Genomic DNA, 21,254 nt, shown 5'->3' on the forward strand with positions numbered 1-21,254 from the left:
TAGGTATTTACCCAGGATGGATATAGATTAAACTGGAGGACTTGCTATTTGGACTTGTTAGACCAGCTCAACCCGGCGCAGGCCCGGGCCGTCACTCATCCGGGAGGACCTCTCCTGGTGGTGGCCGGGGCGGGGAGCGGCAAGACCCGCGTCTTGACCTGCCGCGTCGCCTACCTTATGCGCCACCTGGGCGTGCCCGCGCACCAGATTCTAGCTATTACCTTCACCAACAAGGCGGCGCGGGAGATGCGCGAGCGCATCGAGAAACTGGTGCCCTTTGCGGTCCGGGACATCTGGATCTCGACTTTTCACGCCGCCTGCCTGCGCATCCTGCGGCGCGACATCGCCGCCCTGGGTTACGACCGCGGTTTCGTCATCTACGACGAGGGCGACCAGCAGACCGTCGTCAAGAGCTGCCTGGCCGACCTGGACCTCGATCCCAAGAAGTACCCTCCGCGCGGTATGCTGACCGCCATTTCCCATCAGAAAAATTGGCTGGTCGACGCCGAAGAATACGCGGCAGGGGCCGATGGCTACTGGGAAGAACTAGTCGCTCAAGTTTACAAGCGCTACCAGGAGCGCCTGCGGGAGAACAACGCCCTGGATTTTGACGACCTGCTCTGCATGACGGTACGCCTCTTCCGCGAGATCCCGCAGGTGTTGGAGTATTACCAGGAGCGCTTCCGCTACATTCTCATCGACGAATACCAGGACACCAACCACGCCCAGTACGTCCTTGTCAACTTGCTTGCCAGGCGCGACCGCAACCTGACGGTCGTCGGGGACCCGGACCAGTCGATTTTCGGCTGGAGGGGGGCCGACCTACGCAACATCATGGATTTTGAGCGGGACTATCCCGAGGCGACCGTCGTTAAGCTGGAGGAGAACTACCGCTCGACGGGACATATCCTGGACGCCGCCAACAGCGTCATCCGGCATAACCTGGAACGTAAGGAAAAGAAACTTTGGACCAGCAAGGACAGAGGCGAGCCCCTGCGCCTGTTTAAGGCCCCCGACGAACAGGCTGAAGCCCGGTTCATCGCCGACCGCATCCGCTGGCTGAGGTTTTCCGGGCAGAGGAAGTACCGGGAATTCGCCGTGCTCTATCGCACGCATGCCCAGTCGCGCGTGCTGGAGGAAGTTTTCCTGCGTAACGGCATCCCCTACACCATCGTGGGGGGGCTGAGTTTTTACGAGCGCAAAGAGATCAAAGACCTTCTGGCCTACCTGAGGGTCATCGTCAACCCGGCCGACGCGGTGAGCTTGGAGCGGATCATCAACGTTCCGCGGCGGGGGATCGGTAAGGCCTCCCTGCAAAAGTTTTTTGCGTTCGCCTATGACGCAGGAATCAGCCTGGGTAACGCCCTGCTGCGGAGCGGGGAAATCGCCGGACTTTCCCAAAAGGTGTCCCGGGAGATGACCGAACTGGGACGAAAAATCGCCGCATGGCGTGAACAAGCCGAGAGCGGGGTGACCTCCATCGTGCGCGACGTGCTGGAAGGAACGGGATACTGGCAGGAACTGGTCAACGAAAAGTCCGTCGAGGCGCAGACACGCATGGAGAACCTCGCGGAATTTCTGTCCGTGACGAGACAGTTTGACGAGGCTAAGGGCGGCAGCCTGCTGGAGTTCCTCAACGAGCTGGCGCTGGTTACCGACCTTGACCGGTACAACCAGGACGATGACCAGGTGACGCTGATGACGCTGCACTCGGCCAAGGGGCTCGAGTTCCCCGTCGTTTTTCTCGCCGGACTTGAGGAAGGCGTCTTCCCGCTATCCAGGGCCCTGGCCGAGCCGCGGGAACTTGAAGAGGAAAGGCGGCTGTGCTACGTAGGGATCACGCGGGCCCGGGAGCTGCTCTTCCTGACCTGCTGCCAGAGCAGATGGCTGTACGGCAACGTGCATTATAACCAGCCGTCGCGGTTCCTTCTGGAGATACCGCCGGAGTTGGTGGCCCAGGAAGGGGAAGCGGCGCCGGTGGGAGCCGAAACGAAGCCGACCGGCCCCGCGGATACGGTTTCGTTCTGTGATGGCGACAGGGTACGCCACCAAAAATGGGGGGAAGGCGTGGTTGTCCAGGTTGTGGGGGAAGGAAGCGATATGCAGTTGAAGGTGGCGTTTCCGAAGCAGGGGATCAAGACACTGCTTGTAGCCTACGCTCCCCTTGAAAAACTCAATCCTGGCGGATTGAGCAGTAGTTATCGGAAGGGAACACTGTGATTAGATGGAACGTTTGCTGCTGGTAGCTGTCCTGACGGCCCTGATTCACGCCGTTAACACCATGGCTTACGGCGTGCGCCTGGTGGGCGTGCGCACCCAGCGCCTGGCTACGGCTGTTTCGCTTTTCAACATCGTCTTTTTGGTGGCCAGCGCCGCGAACATGATCCAGGCACCGCTGCTCTCGTCGCTGGTGGAGCAGGTTATCAATACGGCGCTGAGCGCGGCTTCTCCAGGCGGGGACCTTTTCAGCAACCCGGTTTACCGGCAAGGGCTGCAAAGCCTCGCCGGGGACCTCCGCAGCGTGATCCTGGCCGCTTCGCTGGGGACGCTGGCCGGCGGCATCCTGATCCCGCCTTTCGTACGCATTCTGTCGCGCGCCGTGCTTTTTTTCGACGAGGTCGGTTCGGTGCCCCGCATGCTTGCCGCCGCCGTTCTTTCTCCGCGCCGCACCCTGCGTTTTTTAAGACAGGTACAGCTTCCCAGGCCGGGGCGCCTGTTGCGCGGCACGGCCCGGGAACGCCGGCGGCTCCCGGCGACCTTCCTCCTGCTGAACGTCGTTGTCACCGGGATCTACACGATCGGCGTACTGTCGGCCCTGTACGCCGGGGCGCTCTTCCCGGAATTCCGCGGGACGGCCATTCTGCTCTCGGGAATTGTCAACGGCATCGCGACGGTGCTGATCGCCACCGTAGTGGACCCGACCGCGGCGCGCATCACCGACCAGGCCGCTAGAGGGGCGCGCCCGGAAAAGGACGTGCAAATCATGGTCGCGTATCTTACAGGCACGCGCTTTTTGGGCACAATATTCGCACAGGCGCTGTTGCTTCCGGCGGCGGAACTGATCAAGGCGGTGGCCGTCTTTATAGCCCCATAACGGTTCAATCCTTGGGATTGAACCGGCTATAGGCCGTAGCCGTAAGACTCCCCAGCACTCAACTTAGGGAGTCAAGTTCCAGGTAACAGTAAACTACTAGCGTCTCGAAGACTAACAGTTAGCTTTCAAGGAGCCAACAGCCAATAAGGGTGTGGGATCTTGGACGTTGAGCAAGCCAAAAAGCGGATCGACGAGCTGCGGGAACTCATCGAGTACCACAACTACAGGTACTACGTTCTGGACGACCCGGAAATCACGGACGCGGAATTCGACGCGCTGATGCGCGAGCTGATGGCCCTGGAGGAACAGTGGCCGGAACTGGTCACGCCGGATTCGCCGTCCCAGCGGGTGGGCGGGAAACCCCGGGAAGGCTTCGCCACCATCAGGCACGTGGTGCCGATGCTCAGCCTGGCTAACGTCTTTGACGCCGGGGAGCTCGCCGAGTTCGGGCGGCGCGTCGAAGCGGCGCTGCAGGGCCGGGAGGTCGCCTATGTGGTGGAACTAAAGGTGGACGGCCTGGCCGTTTCCATCCAGTACGAGGACGGCGTTTTCGCCAGGGGAGCTACGCGCGGCGACGGGGAGATAGGAGAGGACATTTCCCCGAATCTGAAGACGATCCGGACGATCCCGCTGCGTCTGCGCCATCCTGTCCCCGGCTTGCTGGAGGTCCGCGGGGAGGTGTTCATGTCCAAGGAGTCCTTCGCCCGCTTAAACGAGCGGCGCGAGGAGGCCGGGCAGCCCCTCTTTGCGAACCCGCGGAACGCGGCCGCCGGGTCGCTGCGTCAGCTTGACCCGAAGGTCACCGCGCACCGCCAGTTGGATATCTACGTGTACGGTGTGGGTTATCACGAGGGCACGGCCCCGGAAACGCATGCCAAGGTGCTTGCGTGGCTGGCCGAACTGGGTTTCCACGTTAACGAGCACATCCGCCGTTTTACGTCGCTTAATGAGGCTTTAGCCTACTGCGAGGAATGGGAGGAAAAGCGTTTCGAGTTGCCGTACGCCATTGACGGCATGGTCATCAAGGTTGACTCCCTGGCCCAGCAGGAGCAGCTGGGCGCCACCCTGAAAAGCCCCCGGTGGGCGGTGGCCTACAAGTTCCCGGCCGAGCAGGCCGAGACCACGGTGGAAGACATCATCATCCGTGTCGGCAGAACCGGCGTCCTGACGCCGACCGCGCTCCTGACCCCGGTCAGCCTTGCGGGGACGACGGTCAGCAAGGCCAGCCTGCACAACGAGGACATCATCCGCGAGCGGGATATCCGTATCGGCGACAGGGTCATCGTCCACAAGGCGGGGGAGGTGATCCCGGAGATCGTGCGCTCCCTGCCCGAGAAACGCAGCGGCGGCGAAATCGTTTTCCGCATGCCCGACATCTGTCCTGTCTGCGGGACGGGCGTGGTCCGGCTGGAAGGGGAAGCGGCGCGGCGGTGTCCCAACATCGCCTGCCCGGCGAGGCTCCGCGAGAACCTGCTCCATTTTGTTTCGCGCAACGGCATGGACATCATGGGCGCCGGCCCCGCCCTGATCGACCAGCTGCTGGAGCGGGAAATGGTCCGCGACGTCGCCGATCTTTACCGGTTGACCGTTGAGGACCTGGCTTCCCTGGAACGCATGGGCGAGAAATCGGCCCGCAAGATTCACGAAGCCATCGCCGGGAGCAAGGAAAACGACCTCTGGCGGCTCATTTTCGGGCTCGGCATCAGGCACGTTGGCGAAAAAGCCGCCAAGACCCTGGCCAGCCGCTTCCTCTCCCTGGAGCGGCTTATGGAAGCAAGTATTGAAGAATTGACGGCCATTCCCGAAATCGGCCCCAAAATCGCCGAGTCCGTGACCGAGTTCTTCAGCCGCGTGCAAAACAGAAGGGTTATCGCCAGACTTATCGAGGCCGGCGTCAACACCCGCCGGCAGGCGCCCGCCGAAGCGCGCGACCTTCCCCTGTCGGACAAGACCTTTGTACTTACGGGCACGCTTACCGAAATGACGAGGCAGGAAGCGATGGAAGTCATCGAGTCTTTGGGCGGAAAAGTAGCATCAAGTGTCAGTAAAAAGACCGATTTTGTCGTTGCGGGCGAAAATCCGGGTTCCAAACTGCAAAAAGCGCGGGAACTTGGCGTTAAAGTATTAGATGAGAACGAGTTTAAGCAATTGATCGCAAATCATTAAAAGGAAGCGCAAAATATCGCCCTAACGTAAGAATTTTTACCTGACATAAAAAAACGACAAAAAGGGCATTCTGAGTTCAGAAGGGGGGAACTTAGAATGCCTTGTTTATCTTTTAGGAAGATTGTGTTTATTTTTTTTGCTATGTTGACGCTTTGCGGCTGCTTTTCACAATCTGGCAGGGGAGTATTTACCCTTCCAACGCAACACCAGGTTATCAGCGGTGAATCATTAACATCATCCCTCAACATACCGCAAAACATACGTAATAATATTGTATTCCGCACCAATCGTCCGGAGTTTCTCGCGATCGATGCCGAAGGAAGGCCTGTTGTACGCGGCACCGGAAAATTTGAGGCAAGTATACGACTTTTTGATTTAATTCCATTACGGTATATGACCGTTACCGCCCTGCCGCAGATCAAGGTGGTTCCCGGCGGCCAGGCGATCGGCATCCTGGTACACGCCCAGGGCGTGATGGTCGTGGGTCAGGCGCCCGTCGTCGGCGAAAACGGGGACGAAAGGATGCCGGCGAAAGAAGCGGGGATCAAGGTCGGCGACGTGATCTTGAAGATCAACGGTCACCAGGTGATCAGCGAATCAGATGTACGCTCCCTAGTTGACGAGGCAGGGCAAAAGGGCCAGCAACTGGTAATGGAACTTAAACGGCGCGATGACGTTTACAAAACCAGCTTACGGCCGGTCCGCTGCAGCGAAACGGGCCGTTACCGGATCGGCCTGCTGGTTCGGGACAGCACGGCCGGCGTAGGAACGCTGACTTTTTACGATCCCTTGACAAAATCTTACGGCGCGCTCGGCCATGTGATCGCTGACGCGCAAACGGCTCAAGCGATTCAGTTGGCGAATGGCAAAATCGTCGAAGCCTTCATCCAGGATATCCGTCCCGGCAGGAGAGGGCAGCCGGGGGAAAAGGTGGGTACTTTTGCCCGTGACAACGGGATCAGCGGCACGATCAACAAAAACTCGGTTTTCGGCATCTTCGGGCTTTTACTGGACCCACCTGAAACCGGGGTTTACCACCAGGCCATACCGGTGGCGCTGGTCAACCAGGTCAAATGCGGTCCGGCCCAGATGCTCACCGTTATCGAAGGCCGCAAGGTCGAGAGCTTCGACATCAAAATCGAGCGCATTCGCCACGAGGGGAGACGGGACGGCCGCGGGTTGATGATCAGGATTACGGACGAACGCCTGCTCGAGAAGTCGGGGGGTATCGTCCAGGGCATGAGTGGGAGCCCGATCATCCAAGACGGCAGGTTCGTCGGTGCGGTGACACACGTTTTCATCAATAATCCCGCCCGCGGTTACGGCGTGCCGGCCGAATGGATGCTTGACGAATGCGGTCTTTTGGAGGCGCCATCTGCCGAACAAGACAGGAATGCCGCGTAAATAAGCAACATTTAGTCGTAATCTCTCTAAAATGCGCTAAATTTTAAAATAGAAAAATTTTCCGCCTCCAGCAGGAACTTTTTACCTGCCGGCGAAAACCAATAAACACAGAAATAGATAATGATGTGGGGGCGGAGATATTAAAATGCCTAATAAACAAACTCGTATATTAATCGCCGACGACAACCGGGATTTCTGCGAAACGTTAAAAGAGTTCTTACAGCAGCAAGACGGTTTCGAACTCGCAGGTGTCGCTTTCAACGGCATGGAAGCTCTCGATATGATCGAGCAGGAAAAACCCGACGTCGTCATCCTGGATATCATCATGCCTCATCTGGATGGTATTGGTGTTTTGGAAAAACTGGCTTCAGGCCTGGTCGGCCACCGGCCCAAAGTCATTATGCTTACGGCTTTCGGACAAGAAAACATCACCCAGAGGGCCGTTGAACTGGGCGCCGACTATTATGTCCTGAAGCCCTTTGATTTCGCCGTCCTGGGCACCCGCATCAGGCAACTGGCCGACGGGGTCAAGGTCCAGCCTTACGTTTCGGCGGTGAAGGAGCGCAACCTTGACGTTGCCGTAACCAACATCATTCACGAAATGGGTGTTCCGGCGCATATCAAAGGCTACCATTACCTGCGGGACGCTATCCTGATGGTCATCAATGAGATCAATCTTCTTGGGGCGGTGACGAAAGAACTTTATCCGATGATCGCCCAAAAGTACCACACCACCCCCAGCCGGGTGGAACGGGCCATCCGGCACGCCATCGAGTTGGCATGGGATCGCGGCAACGTCGAAATGATGAATAAGTTTTTTGGCTACACCATCAATCTGGAACGCGGCAAACCCACAAACTCTGAATTTATCGCCATGATCGCTGATAAATTGCGAATTGAAGCCAAAGTAAGCTAAAGCAATAGCTCAAGAGCCCGAAGCAACGCTTCGGGCTTTTTTAATTACGCGTATTTGGTTACCCTATTATTGATTTAAATTGTTTAAGAATACTATACTAGGTTGGATAAGTGAAAGCCGGAAAAAGTTTTTGGAAGAGGGAAAATTGTGGCCATCATTAGAGGCGTGGCCCGGATAGACCGTAAAACAAAGAACCTGATCAAACGCTTGAACCCGGGTGAAATCGCCGTCATCGCCCACGAAGGCATTGACAAGCTCGCTGCCGAAGGCCTGGTTTCTACAAGGACCAAAGCCGTGATCAACGCTTGCTGTTCCATCAGCGGCGATTATCCCAACAGCGGGCCTAAAATCATCACCGACGCGGGCATTCCGATTATCGACGAGGTGGGGCCGGAGATTTTCGAGAGCGTCCAGGAAGAGGACGAGCTGGAAATCATCGAGGACCGGATTTACAAGCGCGGGGTGCGCATAGGGTCCGGCACGCTCCTTACCCCGGAGCGGATCGAGGAAGGCATGGAGAAGGCCCGGGCCAAAATGAACCATGTCTTTGAGCGTTTTGTGGATAATACGCTGACCTACGCCAAGCAGGAAGTCAGTCTTGTAGCGGGGCACCTCGACACGCCTTCCGTGAACGTCGACTTTAAGGGGCGGCACGCGCTGGTGGTGGTGCGGGGCGACAACTACCGGGAGGACTTGCTGGCCATCCAGCTCTACATCCGCGAGATCAAACCGATCCTGATCGGCGTCGACGGCGGGGCGGACGCCATCCTCGAGTTCGGGCTCAAGCCGGACATCGTCATCGGCGATATGGACAGCGTGAGCGACCATGCCCTCAGCCAGGCCGGCGAGATCATCGTGCACGCTTACCCCGACGGGCAGGCGCCCGGCCTGGCCAGGGTACAAGCCTTGGGACTGAAGGCCAAGACCTTCGCCTCTCCAGGAACCAGCGAGGACATTGCCATGCTCCTGGCCTATGAAAAAGGGGCCAGCCTGATCGTGGCCGTCGGAACGCATTCCAATATGCTAGACTTTTTAGAAAAAGGACGCAAGGGTATGGCTTCCACCTTCCTCGTCAGGCTGAAGGTGGGGTCCATCCTCGTCGACGCCAAAGGCGTCTCCCAGTTGTACCGGAGCCCTCTTCGTCCCCGGCACCTGGCGCCGATCTTCCTGGCCGCCTTGATTCCGGTGGCGATTGTGATGATGCTGTACCCCACAACGAGGGACCTCTTACATTTGCTCTACATCCAGGTTAGAGTACTACTAGGCATTTGAGGTAAAAGACCGTGATCATCAACATCCGTTATCACATTGTTTCCATCGTCGCTGTCTTCCTGGCGCTGGGTATCGGTATCCTGGTGGGGAGCATGATTATCGGCAGCGGCACCCTTTCCAACCAGCAGCAACAGCTTGCCGAAAGGCTTGAGAAACACCTGACGGAACTGCGGCAGGAGAATGCCTTGACCCGGGAGCGGCTGTCTTCTTTAGAAATGGAAACGCAACTGCAAAAACAGTTCACCAAGGACATCCTGCCTTTCCTGATCAACGGGCGCCTGGAAGGGCGAAAAGTGGCGATCGTCGAAACCAGCCCCTTTCCGCCCACCGGGGACCTTAAGCCGGTTTTGGAAATGGCCGGTGCCAAGGTTACCTCGGTAACCACAATTACGAACGGGTTGGCCGTCGCAGAGCGTAAAGGAGAATTGTTAAGCATTACCAAATGGCAGGATACTAGTGACACGAAACTCGTGCGGCAGACGGCCTCCGCCCTGGCCCAGGCCGTACTGGAGGGCAAAACGCCGCTGGTGGAGTACCTGGCGCAGGAAGAACTGATCAACGTCATCGGCGAATACGGGGTGCCCGTCGACAGTGTGGTGATGGTGGGCGGGGGTTACGACAAGGACAGGGACATTATCACGGATGTGGATATAACGATGATCAACTATTTTGTTGACCATAGAATTGCTGTCTACGGGGCGGAGGAGAGCACGGTCACCAATTCCTACATGAAGGAATACCAGCGCCGCTGCAAGGCCACGGTCGACAACATCGACATGGTGGCGGGGCAGTTCGCCCTGGTGATGGCCATATCCGGAAAACCGGGCGATTACGGCGTCAAGGAGACGGCGGACCGCCTTATCCCGCCCTTCCACGAGTGACGGCGATGAAGGCAAGCGTGATCATCCCCGCCTTTAACGAAGAAGGCCGCATCGGCGCTACCGTCCGCGCCGTCCGCAGGATTCCCGAGGTTGTCGAGGTGATCGTCGTTAACGACGGATCGACGGACGCTACGGAAAAAGAAGCGCGGCAGGCCGGCGCCCGGGTGTTGAACATGCCCGGAAACAGCGGCAAGGGGGCCGCTCTCAACCGGGGAGTGAGGGCAGCGGCGGCGGAAATCGTCGTCCTGCTCGACGGCGACCTGGGAGCGACAGCCGGCGAGGCGCGCAAGCTGATCCGGCCCATCCTGGACGACGAAGCGGACATGACGATCGCCCGTTTCCCTCCGCCCAGGCGCAAGGGCGGTTTCGGGCTGGTCAAAGGCTTGGCCGCCAGGGGTATTTATTATTTTACGGGCTTGAAGATGCAAAGTCCCATTTCGGGGCAACGGGCGCTTAAAAGAGAGGCCCTGCCTTACGTCTTTCCCGTGGCCGGGGGATACGGGGCGGAGGTGGGGATGACCATCGCCGCCGCCCGCGCCGGCTTTCGCATCCTGGAGGTGCCCGTCTTGATGGGGCACCGGGAAACGGGGCGCGATCTCAAAGGGTTCATCCACCGGGGCAGACAGTTTCGCGATATCGCTTTGACCCTTCTCAAATGCTTCGGTAGCCAAAAACCCGCAAAGATGGGCTGAACCAGCGCAGATTTGTTTGATTCGGGTGTTTTGTACAATGATTATCCTTCTTTTTTTTGTCCTCGGGCTCGTACTGGGCTATGTCCTGCTCCCGTTCTTGAAGGATTTGGCGGAGAGAGCCCGGTTCAAGCGCTTGAATTACCGCGGCGACCCCATACCCATGGGTATGGGCCTGCTTTTTTTTATCGTTCCCGCCCTGTCCTTTGCCATCACCTACCTGTTGGTTGACGCCCGTAAGTTCCAGATTTTTGTCGTCGTGTTCCTGCTGGTCAGCGCGACGATGTGCCTTCTAGGCTTGATCGACGATGTTTTCGGTTCACGCGCCGCTTCCGGCATCAAGGGGCATTTCCGCTGCCTGTTTAAGGGGGAGCTGACCACGGGGGCGCTCAAAGCGCTCGGCGGGCTGGTCATCGCCTTCCTGGCCGCCGTCAGTACGGCTCCTTTGCGGGAGGTGTTCCTCAACACCTTGATCATCGCCCTGGCGGCCAACACGCTCAACCTTCTCGACCTGCGCCCGGGACGGGCCGGCAAGGGTTTTTTGCTCGGCGCGGGCTTATTGGCCGCGGCGGCGTGGGGGAACAACCTGTTGATCTTTTTAGCTGTGGTAACCGGGACCCTGTTGGTTTATCTTCCCGCCGACTTGCGCGCCCAGGCCATGATGGGGGATGCCGGTTCCAATGTCCTTGGCGCGACACTGGGGCTGACAGCCGTATGGGTCCTGGACGTGCCCACCCGGGTTGTGGTCCTTCTGGCGCTGGTCGTCTTCCACCTTTTTACGGAGCACTATTCCCTGACCGAGGTGATCGCCAAGAACCGCGTGCTGCACTTTATCGACCGTATCGGCCGCCGTAGAGAGGAGTTTGACGATAGATAGGGAACTATTGAAAAATGTGAAGGTGCCAGGGATAGAGCGCATTAATGTTTTCGTCGGCAACCTGGGCAGCGGCAAGACCGAGCTGGCCATCAACACCGCCATGGAACTCTCCGGGGTTGGAAAGGTGGCCCTGGTCGATCTTGACATCGTCAATCCCTATTACCGGACGCGGCACGCCAAGGAACGGCTCGAGCGCCCGGGGCTTGAGGTCGTTTGCCCATCCAGGGAGCTGATCCAGGCCGATATCCCTGCTTTGCCGCCAGCCATCCTGGGGGTCTTGACACGGGAAGACAGGTTCGGCGTCTTTGATGTCGGCGGAGATGACATTGGGGCTACCGTACTCGGTAGATTTAAGCCTAACCTGCCGGCAGGTCGGTATGCCGTTTTTTTTGTAGTTAACGCCTGCCGGCCCCGGACGAGGACTTTTTCCCAGATCGTGGAGATGCTTGATGCTGTCCAGCGGGCGTCCAGAACGCGCGTCCACTACCTGGTGAACAACACCAACCTGGGGGCGGATACCGACCTCGAGGTGATTGTGGAAGGTCAGCGCGTGATTGATGAGGTGTCCGGAGAACTGGGCATTCCCGTTGCTTTTGTCTCGGTGCGCAGGGATTTGGCCGACCGGGCGCGCGGGCTCGGGTTGAGCGTGCCGGTGGTGGGCATCGACTTGTACATGCGCCCGCCGTGGGAGATTAGGGTCTTAGGTAATTAGGTGTTAGAGTATTAAAATCATAGACTCTTTGCGGATGTCATTATCCTAAGTCCGATACCAATACCTGAAAGCAGCTTAATGTTTAATGTTAATGACGCCGAAAAGAGGTGGGATGTGGGGAGTCACTCTCACTTCGTAAAGATTTACAGGGGGAGGTAGTGTATGGCGCGGGTGTATTTCCACGAGGACCGTTGTAAGGGATGCGGGATCTGCATCAAGTTCTGTCCCCGGAAGATCATCGTCGAGGCCGACTATTTCAACCATCTGGGCTTTCATCCAGCCACCGTCATGGAAATGGAGAGATGTGCCGGTTGCGCGGTCTGCGCCTGGATGTGCCCTGATGTGGTGATCGAGGTCGAAAGGAGTGAGAAGGACGATGCCAAAGACGTTAATGAAAGGTAACGAGGCTTTCGGCGAGGGCGCTATCAAGGCCGGCTGCCGTATTTTCTTTGGCTACCCGATTACTCCGCAGTCGGAAATTCCCCACTTCCTGGCTGAAAGACTGCCGGAGCTCGGTGGTGTATACCTGCAAGCCGAGAGCGAGGTTTCGGCGATCAATATGGTTTACGGCGCTGCTGCCGCCGGGCATCGGGTGCTGACTTCGTCGTCCAGCCCGGGGATCAGCCTGATGCAGGAGGGCATTTCCTACCTCGTCGGTTCCGAGCTGCCCTGTGTGATCGTGAACGTGATGCGCGGAGGCCCCGGGCTGGGGAACATCGCGCCTGCTCAAGGAGACTATTTCCAGGCAGTGAAGGGCGGCGGGCACGGTGACTACCACACGGTTGTCCTGGCTCCTGCTTCAGTGCAAGAAATCATCGAGCTTACGAAACTGGCCTTCGACCTGGCAGACGAGTACCGTAACCCGGTGATAGTTGTCGGTGACGGTATCTTAGGGCAGATGATGGAGCCGGTCGACCTCGCTGAGACCGAGGAGCCGCGGTTGATTGAAAAGCCGTGGGCCACGACCGGGCTCCGGGGCAGGAAACAGCGTAATATTGTTAATTCTATGTGCATTGTTCCGGAGGCAAACGAGCGATTTAACCTCACCTTAGCCGCCAAGTACCAAAAGATGAAAGAACGTGAGCAGCGCTGGGAAGCTTATCACCTTGAGAGCGCCGAGTACGTGCTTGTTGCCTCCGGTACGGTGGCCCGCATCGGGAAAGCCGTGGTGGATCGGGCGCGCTCCGAGGGGCTGGCGGTCGGCTTGATTCGCCCGATCACGCTGTGGCCCTTCCCCGAGACCCCGTTTGCGAATGCCGAAGATGTTAAGGTATACGTTGTTCTGGAGTTAAACCTGGGTCAGATGGTCGAGGATGTGCGGCTTGTTGTCAACGGCCGTACTGCGGTGTATTTCTACGGCCGGCCGGGTGGTGTGGTTCCCACAGTCCGTGAAGTCTACGAAGAACTCCTTAAAGTCGTGGGGGTGAAGTGAAATCATGGCTCTAATCTTTAAGCGTCCGGAAAGTCTGACTGAGAAGCCCTTTCATTACTGCCCCGGCTGCACGCACGGCATTATCCACCGGATTGTGGCGCAGGTTATCGATGAACTGGGCGTGCGGGAGAACACAGTGGGGATCTGTCCCGTCGGATGCGCCGTCTTCGCTTTCGAGTACTTTAACGTCGACATGATTCAGGCTGCCCACGGCCGCGCTCCCGCCGTGGCCACCGGGGTCAAAAGGTCGCTTCCCGACCGGGTGGTTTTTACCTATCAAGGTGACGGCGACCTGGCTGCCATTGGTACAGCTGAGACTATCCACGCTGCTGCCAGAGGCGAAAAAATCACCGCTATTTTTGTGAACAATGCCATATACGGAATGACCGGCGGGCAGATGGCTCCTACCACTCTCCTCGGCCAGAAGACGACCACCACGCCTTTTGGGCGTGACAAGGAGCGCAACGGTTTGCCGCTGCGGGTTGCCGAAATGCTCAGCACGGTGGACGGCGCTGCTTATGTGGCCCGTGTGTCGGTACATAATCCGGGCAATGCGGTGAAGGCTAAGCAGGCGGTGAAAAAGGCCTTCGAATGCCAGATCCGGGGCGACGGCTTCAGCATTGTCGAAGTGCTTTCTACCTGTCCCACCAACTGGGGGCTTAGCCCGGTGGAAGCCTTAAAGTGGCTGGAAGAGAACATGCTTCCACACTACCCGCTGGGCGAGTTCAAAATGCCGGCAGGGGAGGCGTCGGCATGTTAGAAGAAATCCTTATTGCCGGTTTTGGCGGCCAGGGCATCCTGTCTACGGGCCAGCTGTTGGCTTACGCGGCGATGGAAGAGAACAAGCATGTGGCCTGGATTCCCTCCTATGGCCCGGAGATGCGCGGCGGCACGGCTAACTGCGGGGTGACGATTTCCGACAGGCCGATCAGTTCCCCCCTGGTTACGGAGCCGACATGCCTGATTGCCATGAACGGGCCGTCGCTTGGTAAATTCGAAGACTGTGTTGTCCCCGGCGGATTGATTCTCCTGAACAGCTCGCTGGTCAAGACCCGGGTAAAACGCGCCGATGCGCGTGTCCTGGCCATTCCGGCCAACGATATCGCCGAGGAGATAGGAAACAGCAAGGTTGCCGGGAACGTTATGCTAGGGGCCTACCTTGGCATCTCCGGGGCGGTGGCGGTCGATTCGGTCGTCAAGGCCCTAGCCAAGGTCCTCCCGCCGCGCAGGCACAAATTAATCCCCGTTAACCGGCAAGCATTGGAAAGAGGGGCGAGCCTGGGCGAAGAGTTCAGGCGGGGAGGTGCTGCCGTTGGTTAGCCGTGACAGGCTGGCCGAACTATTCTTAGAACTCGTGCAAATTGACAGCGTTTCACGCAACGAACGCATGCTCGCTGAATACCTTACAAGCAGGCTGGAGGAGCTCGGTTTTGCGGTTTACGAAGATGAAGCGGGGAGGGCGATTGGGGGCAGCGCCGGCAACCTTGTCGCCCATTTGCCGGGGAAAGTTGATGGGGCGGGCAGCATCCTTTTTTGCGCCCATATGGACACCGTCGAGCCCGGCCGGCGGGTGAAACCCCGGGTAAAAGACGGCGTTGTCTACAGCTCGGGGGAGACCATCCTCGGAGCCGACGACAAGGCGGGCATCGCGGCCATCCTTGAAGCTGTTCGGGTCGCCCAGGAGAAGGGCTTTAAGTACCCACCCATCGAGGTTGTTTTTACGGTTGCCGAGGAAGTCGGCCTGCTGGGCAGCAAGAACCTGGATACCGGACTCTTAAAATCGGGCATGGGTTTTGTGCTGGATTGTGACGGCTCTCCGGGTAAAATCATCGTGCGGGCGCCATCGCAGGACCGCATCGTAGCCAGGGTCCACGGCCGGGCCGCGCATGCCGGCATTAATCCCGAAGACGGGATCAACGCCATCCAGGCGGCGAGCTACGGTATCGCCTGCCTCAGGCTGGGCCGTATCGACGACGAGACGACGGCCAACATAGGGGTTATCCGGGGCGGCCTGGCGACGAACATTGTTCCCGACCGGGTGGACCTGGAAGGGGAAACGCGCAGCCTCGTAGACGCTAAGCGGATGGCCATGACCGAAGAAATCTGCCGCAACCTCGAGGAAGGCGTACGCAGAAAAGGCGGCCGGATCGAGATCGCGGTGGAAACCGTTTACAGGGCCTTCAAGCTCGACCCCGACGCCCCCCCGGTGCGCTTGGCCATGCAAGCGGCTGACCAGCTGGGGCTCAAACCCTACCTCGAACAGAGCGGCGGCGGCAGTGACGCCAATATCTTTAACGCCGCCGGCATCCCCACCGCCAACCTGGCTTGCGGGATGCGCAAAGTGCATTCCACCGAGGAATGCCTGGAGTTGAACGACTTGGTTGATACGGCGAGGCTGGTGCTGGAAATCATCAAGCAAAGCACTGGGCGCTGAAAACAGCACTGAGTATTGGGCACTGGGATGAACAAGGGAACGTGATTCGCGGTTTCAGCGAGGTGTCGAAAGTGGAGTTTTCGAAGTGGCACGGGCTGGGGAACGATTTTGTTATCTTGGACGTCCGCAGGGACGGACTGCCCGCCGATGCGCCCGCGCTGGCGCGGGCTGTATGCGATCGGCATTTCGGGATCGGCGCCGACGGCCTGGTTTTCATCTTGCAGACCGCCGGGGCCGATATCGAGATGCGCATCTTCAACTCGGACGGCAGCGAGGCCGAAATGTGCGGCAACGCCATTCGCTGTGTCGCTAAATACGTCTACGATGAGGGAACAGTTGACGGCATGGCGGTCAGGGTCAAGACCCTCGCCGGGATCATGGTCCCCCGGTTAATCCCGGAGGACGGCGCGGTGGCCAAGGTGCGTGTTGACATGGGCGTACCCCGCCTGAACAGGACGGAGATCCCCATGCTTGGAGAGCCCGGACGGGTGATCAGCGAACCGCTGACGGTGAACGGCCGGACCTTCAACATAACCATGGTTTCGATGGGCAACCCGCACTGCGTCATTTTCGTGCCGGACCTCGAAGAGGTGGACCTCCTGCAGTTTGGACCGGCCATTGAAAGGCACCATGGTTTCCCGCGCAAAACCAACGTGGAGTTCGTCCAGGTCTTGAGCCCGCAGACCGTCAGGGTCAAGGTCTGGGAGCGCGGGGCGGGCCGGACGATGGCCTGCGGGACGGGAGCCTGTGCCGTGGCCGTGGCCGGGGTGCTGAACGGTTTGACCGAACGCTCCGTCAGGGTGGAGCTTCCCGGCGGGAGCCTGGACATCGCATGGGAGGAAGACGGGCGCGTGTATATGACCGGACCGGCGGTCAAGGTCTTTGAGGGGCGTTATTTCGGTAGTCAATAGTCAGCAGACCCTCATCCTGCAGAATGCAGCACCACAGAAAATTAAAAATGGTTGCAGCAGGTCTGGGTTATCCCCGACGCTCCGTGCTCCGCTTCGACCGTTCTATAAGGCCGTTGAAAAGCTTCGCCCGACTTTGAGAAGTGTGAGGCGAGAGGTCAGAGGTGAGTATCAATGAAGGAATTCACCAAGCGAATTCCAACCCTGTGTTCCCACTTCTGACTTCCCACGACCCACATCTCAAAGGCCTTCCGCGCCATGCTCGCTTTTGAGCGGCCTTTTGGCCTAAGCTCGGTTCGGAGCGTGGCGAGCCTCCTGCGGATTGTTCGCGGGCGCAGTTTTCAGTAGTTTACCCAAGTACGCGCAGGCCAAGGCCGAGGGCAAGCGTACGGCCGACGCTTTGACAGCGGAAGCGCCCGCGAACGTCCTCGTCGGCGGCCACGCTGACCTCACCTTCGCTAAGAACGGTGCCCGAAGCTTTCAGCAAAGTCGCTTGCGGGGATAAACCCAGACCCGAATAGCAAGGGCCGTTTTTTTCAAGGTAGTCGGTCGCTATTAAAAGCCGAAGGTCTCTTAAGCCGGCGGGTAACAAACCTGGCCGCTTAGGTTGAAGGATACAGCTTTAAGGAGGTTGACGTCTTGAAGTTTACCGAGGCCGAGCGGGTCAAGAACCTTCCCCCTTATCTTTTTGCGCGCATCGAACAGCTTATCGAGCAGAAGCGGCAGGAAGGCGTGGATGTGATCAGCCTTGGTATCGGCGACCCCGACCTGCCCACGCCGGACCACATCGTCGAGGAAGCCGTAAAGGAGATCAGGAACCCGGCGAATCACCAGTACCCCTCGTCGGTGGGGCTCTTAAGCTACCGGCGGGCGGTGGCGGACTGGTACAAAACGCGTTTCAACGTTGAACTGGACCCGCGCCGCGAGGTTGTTTCGCTGATCGGCTCCAAGGAAGGGATCGCCCACATCCCGTGGTGCTATTTAAACCCCGGGGACACGGCGCTCATTCCCGACCCGGGCTACCCCGTTTACAGCCAGGGCACCATCCTGGCCGGGGGTGAGCCGCATTACTTCCCCTTAAAGCCCGAGCGGGGGTACGTCCCCGACTTCGCGGATATCCCGTCCGACGTGGCGCGCCGGGCCAAGCTGATGTTCCTCAACTACCCGAACAACCCCACGGGAGCCACGGTTGATAAAAAGGTGTTTCACGAGGCGGCAGCTTTTGCCCGCGAGTATGAAATCCTCGTCTGTCACGACCTGGCCTATTCCGAAATCTTTTACGACGGCTACGTGCCCCCGAGTTTTCTCGAAGTGCCCGGGGCCAAAGAGGTGACCATCGAGTTTCATTCGGTCTCCAAAACGTACAATATGACCGGCTGGCGGGCTGGCTGGGCGGCGGGCAACGCCGACGCCGTCGAGGCCCTGGGGAGGCTTAAGACCAACCTTGACTCGGGGGTTTTCCAGCCCGTGCAGTATGCTGCGATTAAAGCCCTGACCGGTCCCCAGGACGGCCCGGAAAAGCTGCGCGAAATATATAAGGCGCGCCGGGACCTCGTCGTCGGCACCCTGGAGGAACTCGGCTGGCGGATCAACAAGCCGAAGGCCACTTTCTACATCTGGGTTCCCGTGCCCCGGGGCTATACCTCGGCTTCGTTCGCCGAGTTCATCCTGGAAAAGGCGGGCGTGGTCATCACCCCCGGTACCGGCTACGGGGCCAGAGGCGAGGGGTTCTTCCGCATCTCGCTGACCATCCCGGACAGCCGCCTCCGGGAAGCCATGCACCGGCTTAAGTCAACACTAGGCAAGGTCGAACTCTAAAGGCTTCAACATGTTGGTTACCTTTAATTAATTAATACTTAAGGCACTGAGCATTAGGCATTAAGATGCGGTACCAGGGAACGTACCACAGTCCTAATGCTTACAGCTTAATGCCTACAGCTACTATGGGAGGTTTCAAGCATGCCGCTTTCCCGCAGGGCACAAGCTATCAGCCCTTCCCCCACCTTGACGATCGACGCCCGGGCCAAGGAGATGGCCGCTTGCGGGCTGGATGTGATCAATTTCGGGGTGGGCGAACCGGACTTCGACACGCCCGAGCATATTAAGGAGGCCGCCATTGAAGCCATCCGCCGGGGTGCCACCAAGTATACACCCGTGGCCGGAACGCTTGCGTTGCGGAAAGCGGTGGCCGACAAGCTCCTGCGCGACAACGGCCTGGCTTACGAACCCAGTCAGATCGTCGTTTCGGTCGGCGCGAAGCATTCTCTTTACAACGCCATCCAGGTGCTCTGCCAGGAAGGGGACGAAGTGATCCTGCCTTCGCCTTACTGGGTCAGCTACCTGGAACAGGTCAAGCTTGCCGGTGCGACGGCGCGTTTTGTCTTCACCGGCGTCGAAAACGGTTTTAAGATGAGTCCCGATGACCTGAAGAAGGCGATTACCCCCAGAGCAAAGCTGCTAATCCTCAACAGCCCTTCCAACCCCACGGGGGCGGTTTACAGCCGCGAGGAAATGGCGGCGCTGGCCGAGGTCGTCCTCGACCACCCCGACTTGTACGTCATTTCCGACGAGATCTACGAGAAGCTGATCTATGACGGCAACGCGCACGTCAGCTTTGCGGCTCTTTCCCCCGAAATCAAGGCCCGGACCGTCGTCATCAACGGCGTGTCCAAGGCTTACGCCATGACGGGCTGGCGCATCGGCTACACCGCTTCGTCGATCGAGCTCGCCGAGGCCATGACCGGGCTCCAGAGCCACAGCACCTCCAACCCGTCGTCGATAGCCCAGGCGGCCGCCGTCGCCGCTCTGGAGGGACCCGAGGAGCCCATCCGGCGGATGGTGAGCGAGTTTGACCGGCGCCGGACGTACATGCTTAAGCGCCTGGAGGAACTGCCGGGGATAAGGTATCCCCGCCCGGGGGGCGCCTTTTACCTCTTCCCCAGTGTCGCCGGTTTGCTGGGCAGGAGCTACCGGGGCAAGGAGATCAGGACCGCCTCCGACCTGGCCGTCCTGCTCCTCGAGGAAGCGAGAATCGCCGTCGTTCCCGGCATCGCTTTCGGCGACGATACCTGTCTCAGGTTCTCCTACGCGACGGCTTTTGAGAGGATTGTGGACGGCATGAATCGCTTTGAAGAGCTTGTTCGCGGTCTCGACTAGGAGAGTGCTGAAAAAGGCAAGACATCGGTTTTGGCATAGACATCTCTAGTTGTACGGCCTTGCTTTGGAAGTTACCCGAAGACCGCTCAAAAGCAAGCATGGCGCGGAAGGCGAAGCTGGCCAGCGCGGAGCGTACTGGATGGTACGTGAGCACTGGCCGGCGAGCCTGACAAAGCCAGGCGAAGCTTTTCAGCGGTCTCCTAGAGTGTTGTGAGACTCTTGGAGAAAAATGCGGTTGGGTACGGCGGAACGTCTTAAGCCGTACTTTTTTACGATCACCGCCAACCTCTATGGCCGCAACGTTCCCTCAGCATTTAAAGGGATTCGTTACTTACGGCTAGAACATTGATGCCAAACGACCGACAATAATCGCGGTAGTTTTTCGCCAATAATAGATAATACAGGTGGTGTAGTTTTGCTTAGAAGCATGACCGGTTACGGCCGTGGCGAGGCCGTGGGCGCCAGGTGGAGGTTCTCCGTGGAAATACGCGCCGTCAACCACAGGTTCAGCGAGGTGGTCGTACGCCTTCCCCGGACGATGCTGAGTCTCGAGGATCGGGTCCGCCGGCTGGTCCAGGCAGCGGTCTCCCGGGGGCGGGCCGACGTTTTTATCACTGTGGAAGAAACGGCTGCGCAGGAAACAGCGGTAAAAGTTGACAAAGGTTTGGCCTTGGCATATTATAAGGCAATGAAAGAGCTTCAGGCCGATTTAGGGCTTGATGGCGCGATCTCGCTGGATTTATTCGTTAATTTGCCGGAAGTTTTTGCCGTAGAGCAGGAACAGGTTGATCCCGAGGAATGGTGGTCTCTGCTCGAACAGGCTGTTTTAGAGGCCTGTCAAAGCCTTGTCGCGATGCGTGAACAGGAAGGAGCGACCCTGGTTGCCGACCTGAAGGACAGGCTGCGGCACATGTTAAAGCTGCGGGAGGCGATCCAGGAGCGCGTCCCGGCGCTAATGGAGGCCTACCGCCAGCGTCTCGAAACCAGGATGCGGGAAATGCTGGACAATGTCGCCATTGACCCGCAGCGCCTGGCTCAGGAAGTAGCCATCTTCGCCGAGCGTTCGGACATTTCCGAGGAACTGGTACGCTTGGAAAGTCACCTCAAGCAGGCCCTGGATTGTTTGGAAGCCTCGGGTCCGATGGGACGGCGTCTCGACTTTCTGGCCCAGGAGATGTTCAGGGAGGTCAATACCATCGGGTCGAAGGGGCAAGATGAAGGGATCGCCGGCCTGGTGGTGGATTTGAAGACGGAACTGGAAAAAGTGCGCGAACAGGTGCAAAACATTGAATAATCCTTAAGGAGGGACTTGC

20 protein-coding genes are annotated in these 21,254 nt (G+C 58.6%); 19 read left to right on the forward strand and 1 reads right to left on the reverse strand.

The window, feature by feature from the left end; genetic code table 11:
* The first annotated feature begins 48 nt into the window (after positions 1–48).
* The 16 genes from pcrA to dapF all read left to right on the forward strand — a co-directional run bounded on the left by pcrA (position 49) and on the right by dapF (position 16,788).
* Positions 49–2,220 (forward strand): DNA helicase PcrA, encoded by a 2,172-nt coding sequence (gene pcrA / locus ACUM6F_RS05335; protein ID WP_445348605.1) that lies wholly within the window; start codon positions 49–51, stop codon positions 2,218–2,220.
* A 4-nt stretch (positions 2,221–2,224) separates the two neighbouring features.
* Positions 2,225–3,094, forward strand: coding sequence for a lipid II flippase Amj family protein (locus tag ACUM6F_RS05340; RefSeq protein WP_445348606.1), 870 nt, complete (start codon positions 2,225–2,227; stop codon positions 3,092–3,094).
* 159 nt (positions 3,095–3,253) lie between these two features.
* Entirely contained in the window at positions 3,254–5,260 is a 2,007-nt protein-coding gene (ligA, locus tag ACUM6F_RS05345; RefSeq protein ID WP_445348607.1) for an NAD-dependent DNA ligase LigA, read from the forward strand.
* Positions 5,261–5,356: 96 nt separating this feature from the next.
* Positions 5,357–6,664, forward strand: coding sequence for a SpoIVB peptidase (gene spoIVB, locus ACUM6F_RS05350; protein WP_445348608.1), 1,308 nt, complete (start codon positions 5,357–5,359; stop codon positions 6,662–6,664).
* 145 nt (positions 6,665–6,809) lie between these two features.
* Positions 6,810–7,580: a sporulation transcription factor Spo0A gene (gene spo0A / locus ACUM6F_RS05355; protein WP_425621294.1), complete on the forward strand. Its 771-nt coding sequence runs from the start codon at positions 6,810–6,812 to the stop codon at positions 7,578–7,580.
* Positions 7,581–7,727: 147 nt separating this feature from the next.
* Positions 7,728–8,852 (forward strand): putative cytokinetic ring protein SteA, encoded by a 1,125-nt coding sequence (gene steA, locus ACUM6F_RS05360; protein ID WP_425621295.1) that lies wholly within the window; start codon positions 7,728–7,730, stop codon positions 8,850–8,852.
* 11 nt (positions 8,853–8,863) lie between these two features.
* Positions 8,864–9,733, forward strand: a complete 870-nt coding sequence (locus ACUM6F_RS05365) for a copper transporter (protein ID WP_445348609.1) — start codon at positions 8,864–8,866, stop codon at positions 9,731–9,733.
* A gap of 5 nt (positions 9,734–9,738) precedes the next feature.
* Positions 9,739–10,425, forward strand: coding sequence for a glycosyltransferase family 2 protein (locus ACUM6F_RS05370; protein WP_425621297.1), 687 nt, complete (start codon positions 9,739–9,741; stop codon positions 10,423–10,425).
* A 37-nt stretch (positions 10,426–10,462) separates the two neighbouring features.
* Positions 10,463–11,299: a UDP-N-acetylmuramyl pentapeptide phosphotransferase gene (locus ACUM6F_RS05375; RefSeq protein ID WP_445348610.1), complete on the forward strand. Its 837-nt coding sequence runs from the start codon at positions 10,463–10,465 to the stop codon at positions 11,297–11,299.
* A gap of 7 nt (positions 11,300–11,306) precedes the next feature.
* Positions 11,307–12,011: a P-loop NTPase family protein gene (locus ACUM6F_RS05380; RefSeq protein ID WP_445348611.1), complete on the forward strand. Its 705-nt coding sequence runs from the start codon at positions 11,307–11,309 to the stop codon at positions 12,009–12,011.
* A gap of 162 nt (positions 12,012–12,173) precedes the next feature.
* Positions 12,174–12,413 (forward strand): 4Fe-4S binding protein, encoded by a 240-nt coding sequence (locus ACUM6F_RS05385; protein WP_425621299.1) that lies wholly within the window; start codon positions 12,174–12,176, stop codon positions 12,411–12,413.
* Positions 12,388–13,443 carry a 3-methyl-2-oxobutanoate dehydrogenase subunit VorB gene (locus ACUM6F_RS05390; RefSeq protein WP_445348612.1) on the forward strand — a complete coding sequence of 352 codons (1,056 nt, stop codon included), beginning with the start codon at positions 12,388–12,390 and terminating at the stop codon, positions 13,441–13,443. Before ACUM6F_RS05385 ends, ACUM6F_RS05390 begins: the two co-directional genes overlap by 26 nt.
* Positions 13,444–13,447: 4 nt before the next feature.
* On the forward strand, positions 13,448–14,203 hold the full coding sequence (locus tag ACUM6F_RS05395; protein WP_425621301.1) for a thiamine pyrophosphate-dependent enzyme: 756 nt from the start codon (positions 13,448–13,450) through the stop codon (positions 14,201–14,203).
* A complete protein-coding gene (locus tag ACUM6F_RS05400; protein WP_445348613.1) occupies positions 14,197–14,763 on the forward strand; it encodes a 2-oxoacid:acceptor oxidoreductase family protein in 567 nt (188 codons plus the stop codon). The genes ACUM6F_RS05395 and ACUM6F_RS05400 overlap by 7 nt, the downstream gene beginning before the upstream one ends.
* Positions 14,756–15,877 carry a M20/M25/M40 family metallo-hydrolase gene (locus ACUM6F_RS05405; protein ID WP_445348614.1) on the forward strand — a complete coding sequence of 374 codons (1,122 nt, stop codon included), beginning with the start codon at positions 14,756–14,758 and terminating at the stop codon, positions 15,875–15,877. Before ACUM6F_RS05400 ends, ACUM6F_RS05405 begins: the two co-directional genes overlap by 8 nt.
* A gap of 41 nt (positions 15,878–15,918) precedes the next feature.
* The gene (dapF, locus tag ACUM6F_RS05410) at positions 15,919–16,788 is read left to right on the forward strand and encodes a diaminopimelate epimerase (RefSeq protein ID WP_445348615.1); all 870 of its coding nucleotides are present in this window, start codon (positions 15,919–15,921) and stop codon (positions 16,786–16,788) included.
* 346 nt (positions 16,789–17,134) lie between these two features.
* Here dapF and ACUM6F_RS05415 read toward each other — a convergent pair whose 3' ends face one another.
* Complete coding sequence (locus tag ACUM6F_RS05415; protein ID WP_445348616.1) at positions 17,135–17,272, reverse strand: hypothetical protein; 138 nt, start codon at positions 17,270–17,272, stop codon at positions 17,135–17,137.
* A 152-nt stretch (positions 17,273–17,424) separates the two neighbouring features.
* On the opposite strand from ACUM6F_RS05415, the gene ACUM6F_RS05420 reads away from it, so the two are divergent.
* The 3 genes from ACUM6F_RS05420 to ACUM6F_RS05430 all read left to right on the forward strand — a co-directional run bounded on the left by ACUM6F_RS05420 (position 17,425) and on the right by ACUM6F_RS05430 (position 21,235).
* A complete protein-coding gene (locus ACUM6F_RS05420; RefSeq protein WP_445348617.1) occupies positions 17,425–18,603 on the forward strand; it encodes an LL-diaminopimelate aminotransferase in 1,179 nt (392 codons plus the stop codon).
* A 141-nt stretch (positions 18,604–18,744) separates the two neighbouring features.
* Positions 18,745–19,941 carry a pyridoxal phosphate-dependent aminotransferase gene (locus ACUM6F_RS05425; protein WP_445348618.1) on the forward strand — a complete coding sequence of 399 codons (1,197 nt, stop codon included), beginning with the start codon at positions 18,745–18,747 and terminating at the stop codon, positions 19,939–19,941.
* 415 nt (positions 19,942–20,356) lie between these two features.
* The gene (locus ACUM6F_RS05430; protein WP_425621307.1) at positions 20,357–21,235 is read left to right on the forward strand and encodes a YicC/YloC family endoribonuclease; all 879 of its coding nucleotides are present in this window, start codon (positions 20,357–20,359) and stop codon (positions 21,233–21,235) included.
* The last annotated feature ends 19 nt before the right edge of the window (positions 21,236–21,254 follow it).

It is taken from the genome of Desulforudis sp. DRI-14 (assembly GCF_052618305.1).

Bases quoted from the DNA above. Each gene is read 5' to 3' on its own strand.
- ACUM6F_RS05340 (WP_445348606.1), top strand. From the start codon at position 2,225: ATGGAACGTTTGCTGCTGGTAGCTGTCCTGACGGCCCTGATTCACGCC.
- spoIVB (WP_445348608.1), top strand. From the start codon at position 5,357: ATGCCTTGTTTATCTTTTAGGAAGATTGTGTTTATTTTTTTTGCTATG.
- spo0A (WP_425621294.1), top strand. From the start codon at position 6,810: ATGCCTAATAAACAAACTCGTATATTAATCGCCGACGACAACCGGGAT.
- ACUM6F_RS05370 (WP_425621297.1), top strand. From the start codon at position 9,739: ATGAAGGCAAGCGTGATCATCCCCGCCTTTAACGAAGAAGGCCGCATC.
- ACUM6F_RS05375 (WP_445348610.1), top strand. From the start codon at position 10,463: ATGATTATCCTTCTTTTTTTTGTCCTCGGGCTCGTACTGGGCTATGTC.
- ACUM6F_RS05385 (WP_425621299.1), top strand. From the start codon at position 12,174: ATGGCGCGGGTGTATTTCCACGAGGACCGTTGTAAGGGATGCGGGATC.
- ACUM6F_RS05390 (WP_445348612.1), top strand. From the start codon at position 12,388: ATGCCAAAGACGTTAATGAAAGGTAACGAGGCTTTCGGCGAGGGCGCT.
- ACUM6F_RS05395 (WP_425621301.1), top strand. From the start codon at position 13,448: ATGGCTCTAATCTTTAAGCGTCCGGAAAGTCTGACTGAGAAGCCCTTT.
- ACUM6F_RS05400 (WP_445348613.1), top strand. From the start codon at position 14,197: ATGTTAGAAGAAATCCTTATTGCCGGTTTTGGCGGCCAGGGCATCCTG.
- ACUM6F_RS05425 (WP_445348618.1), top strand. From the start codon at position 18,745: ATGCCGCTTTCCCGCAGGGCACAAGCTATCAGCCCTTCCCCCACCTTG.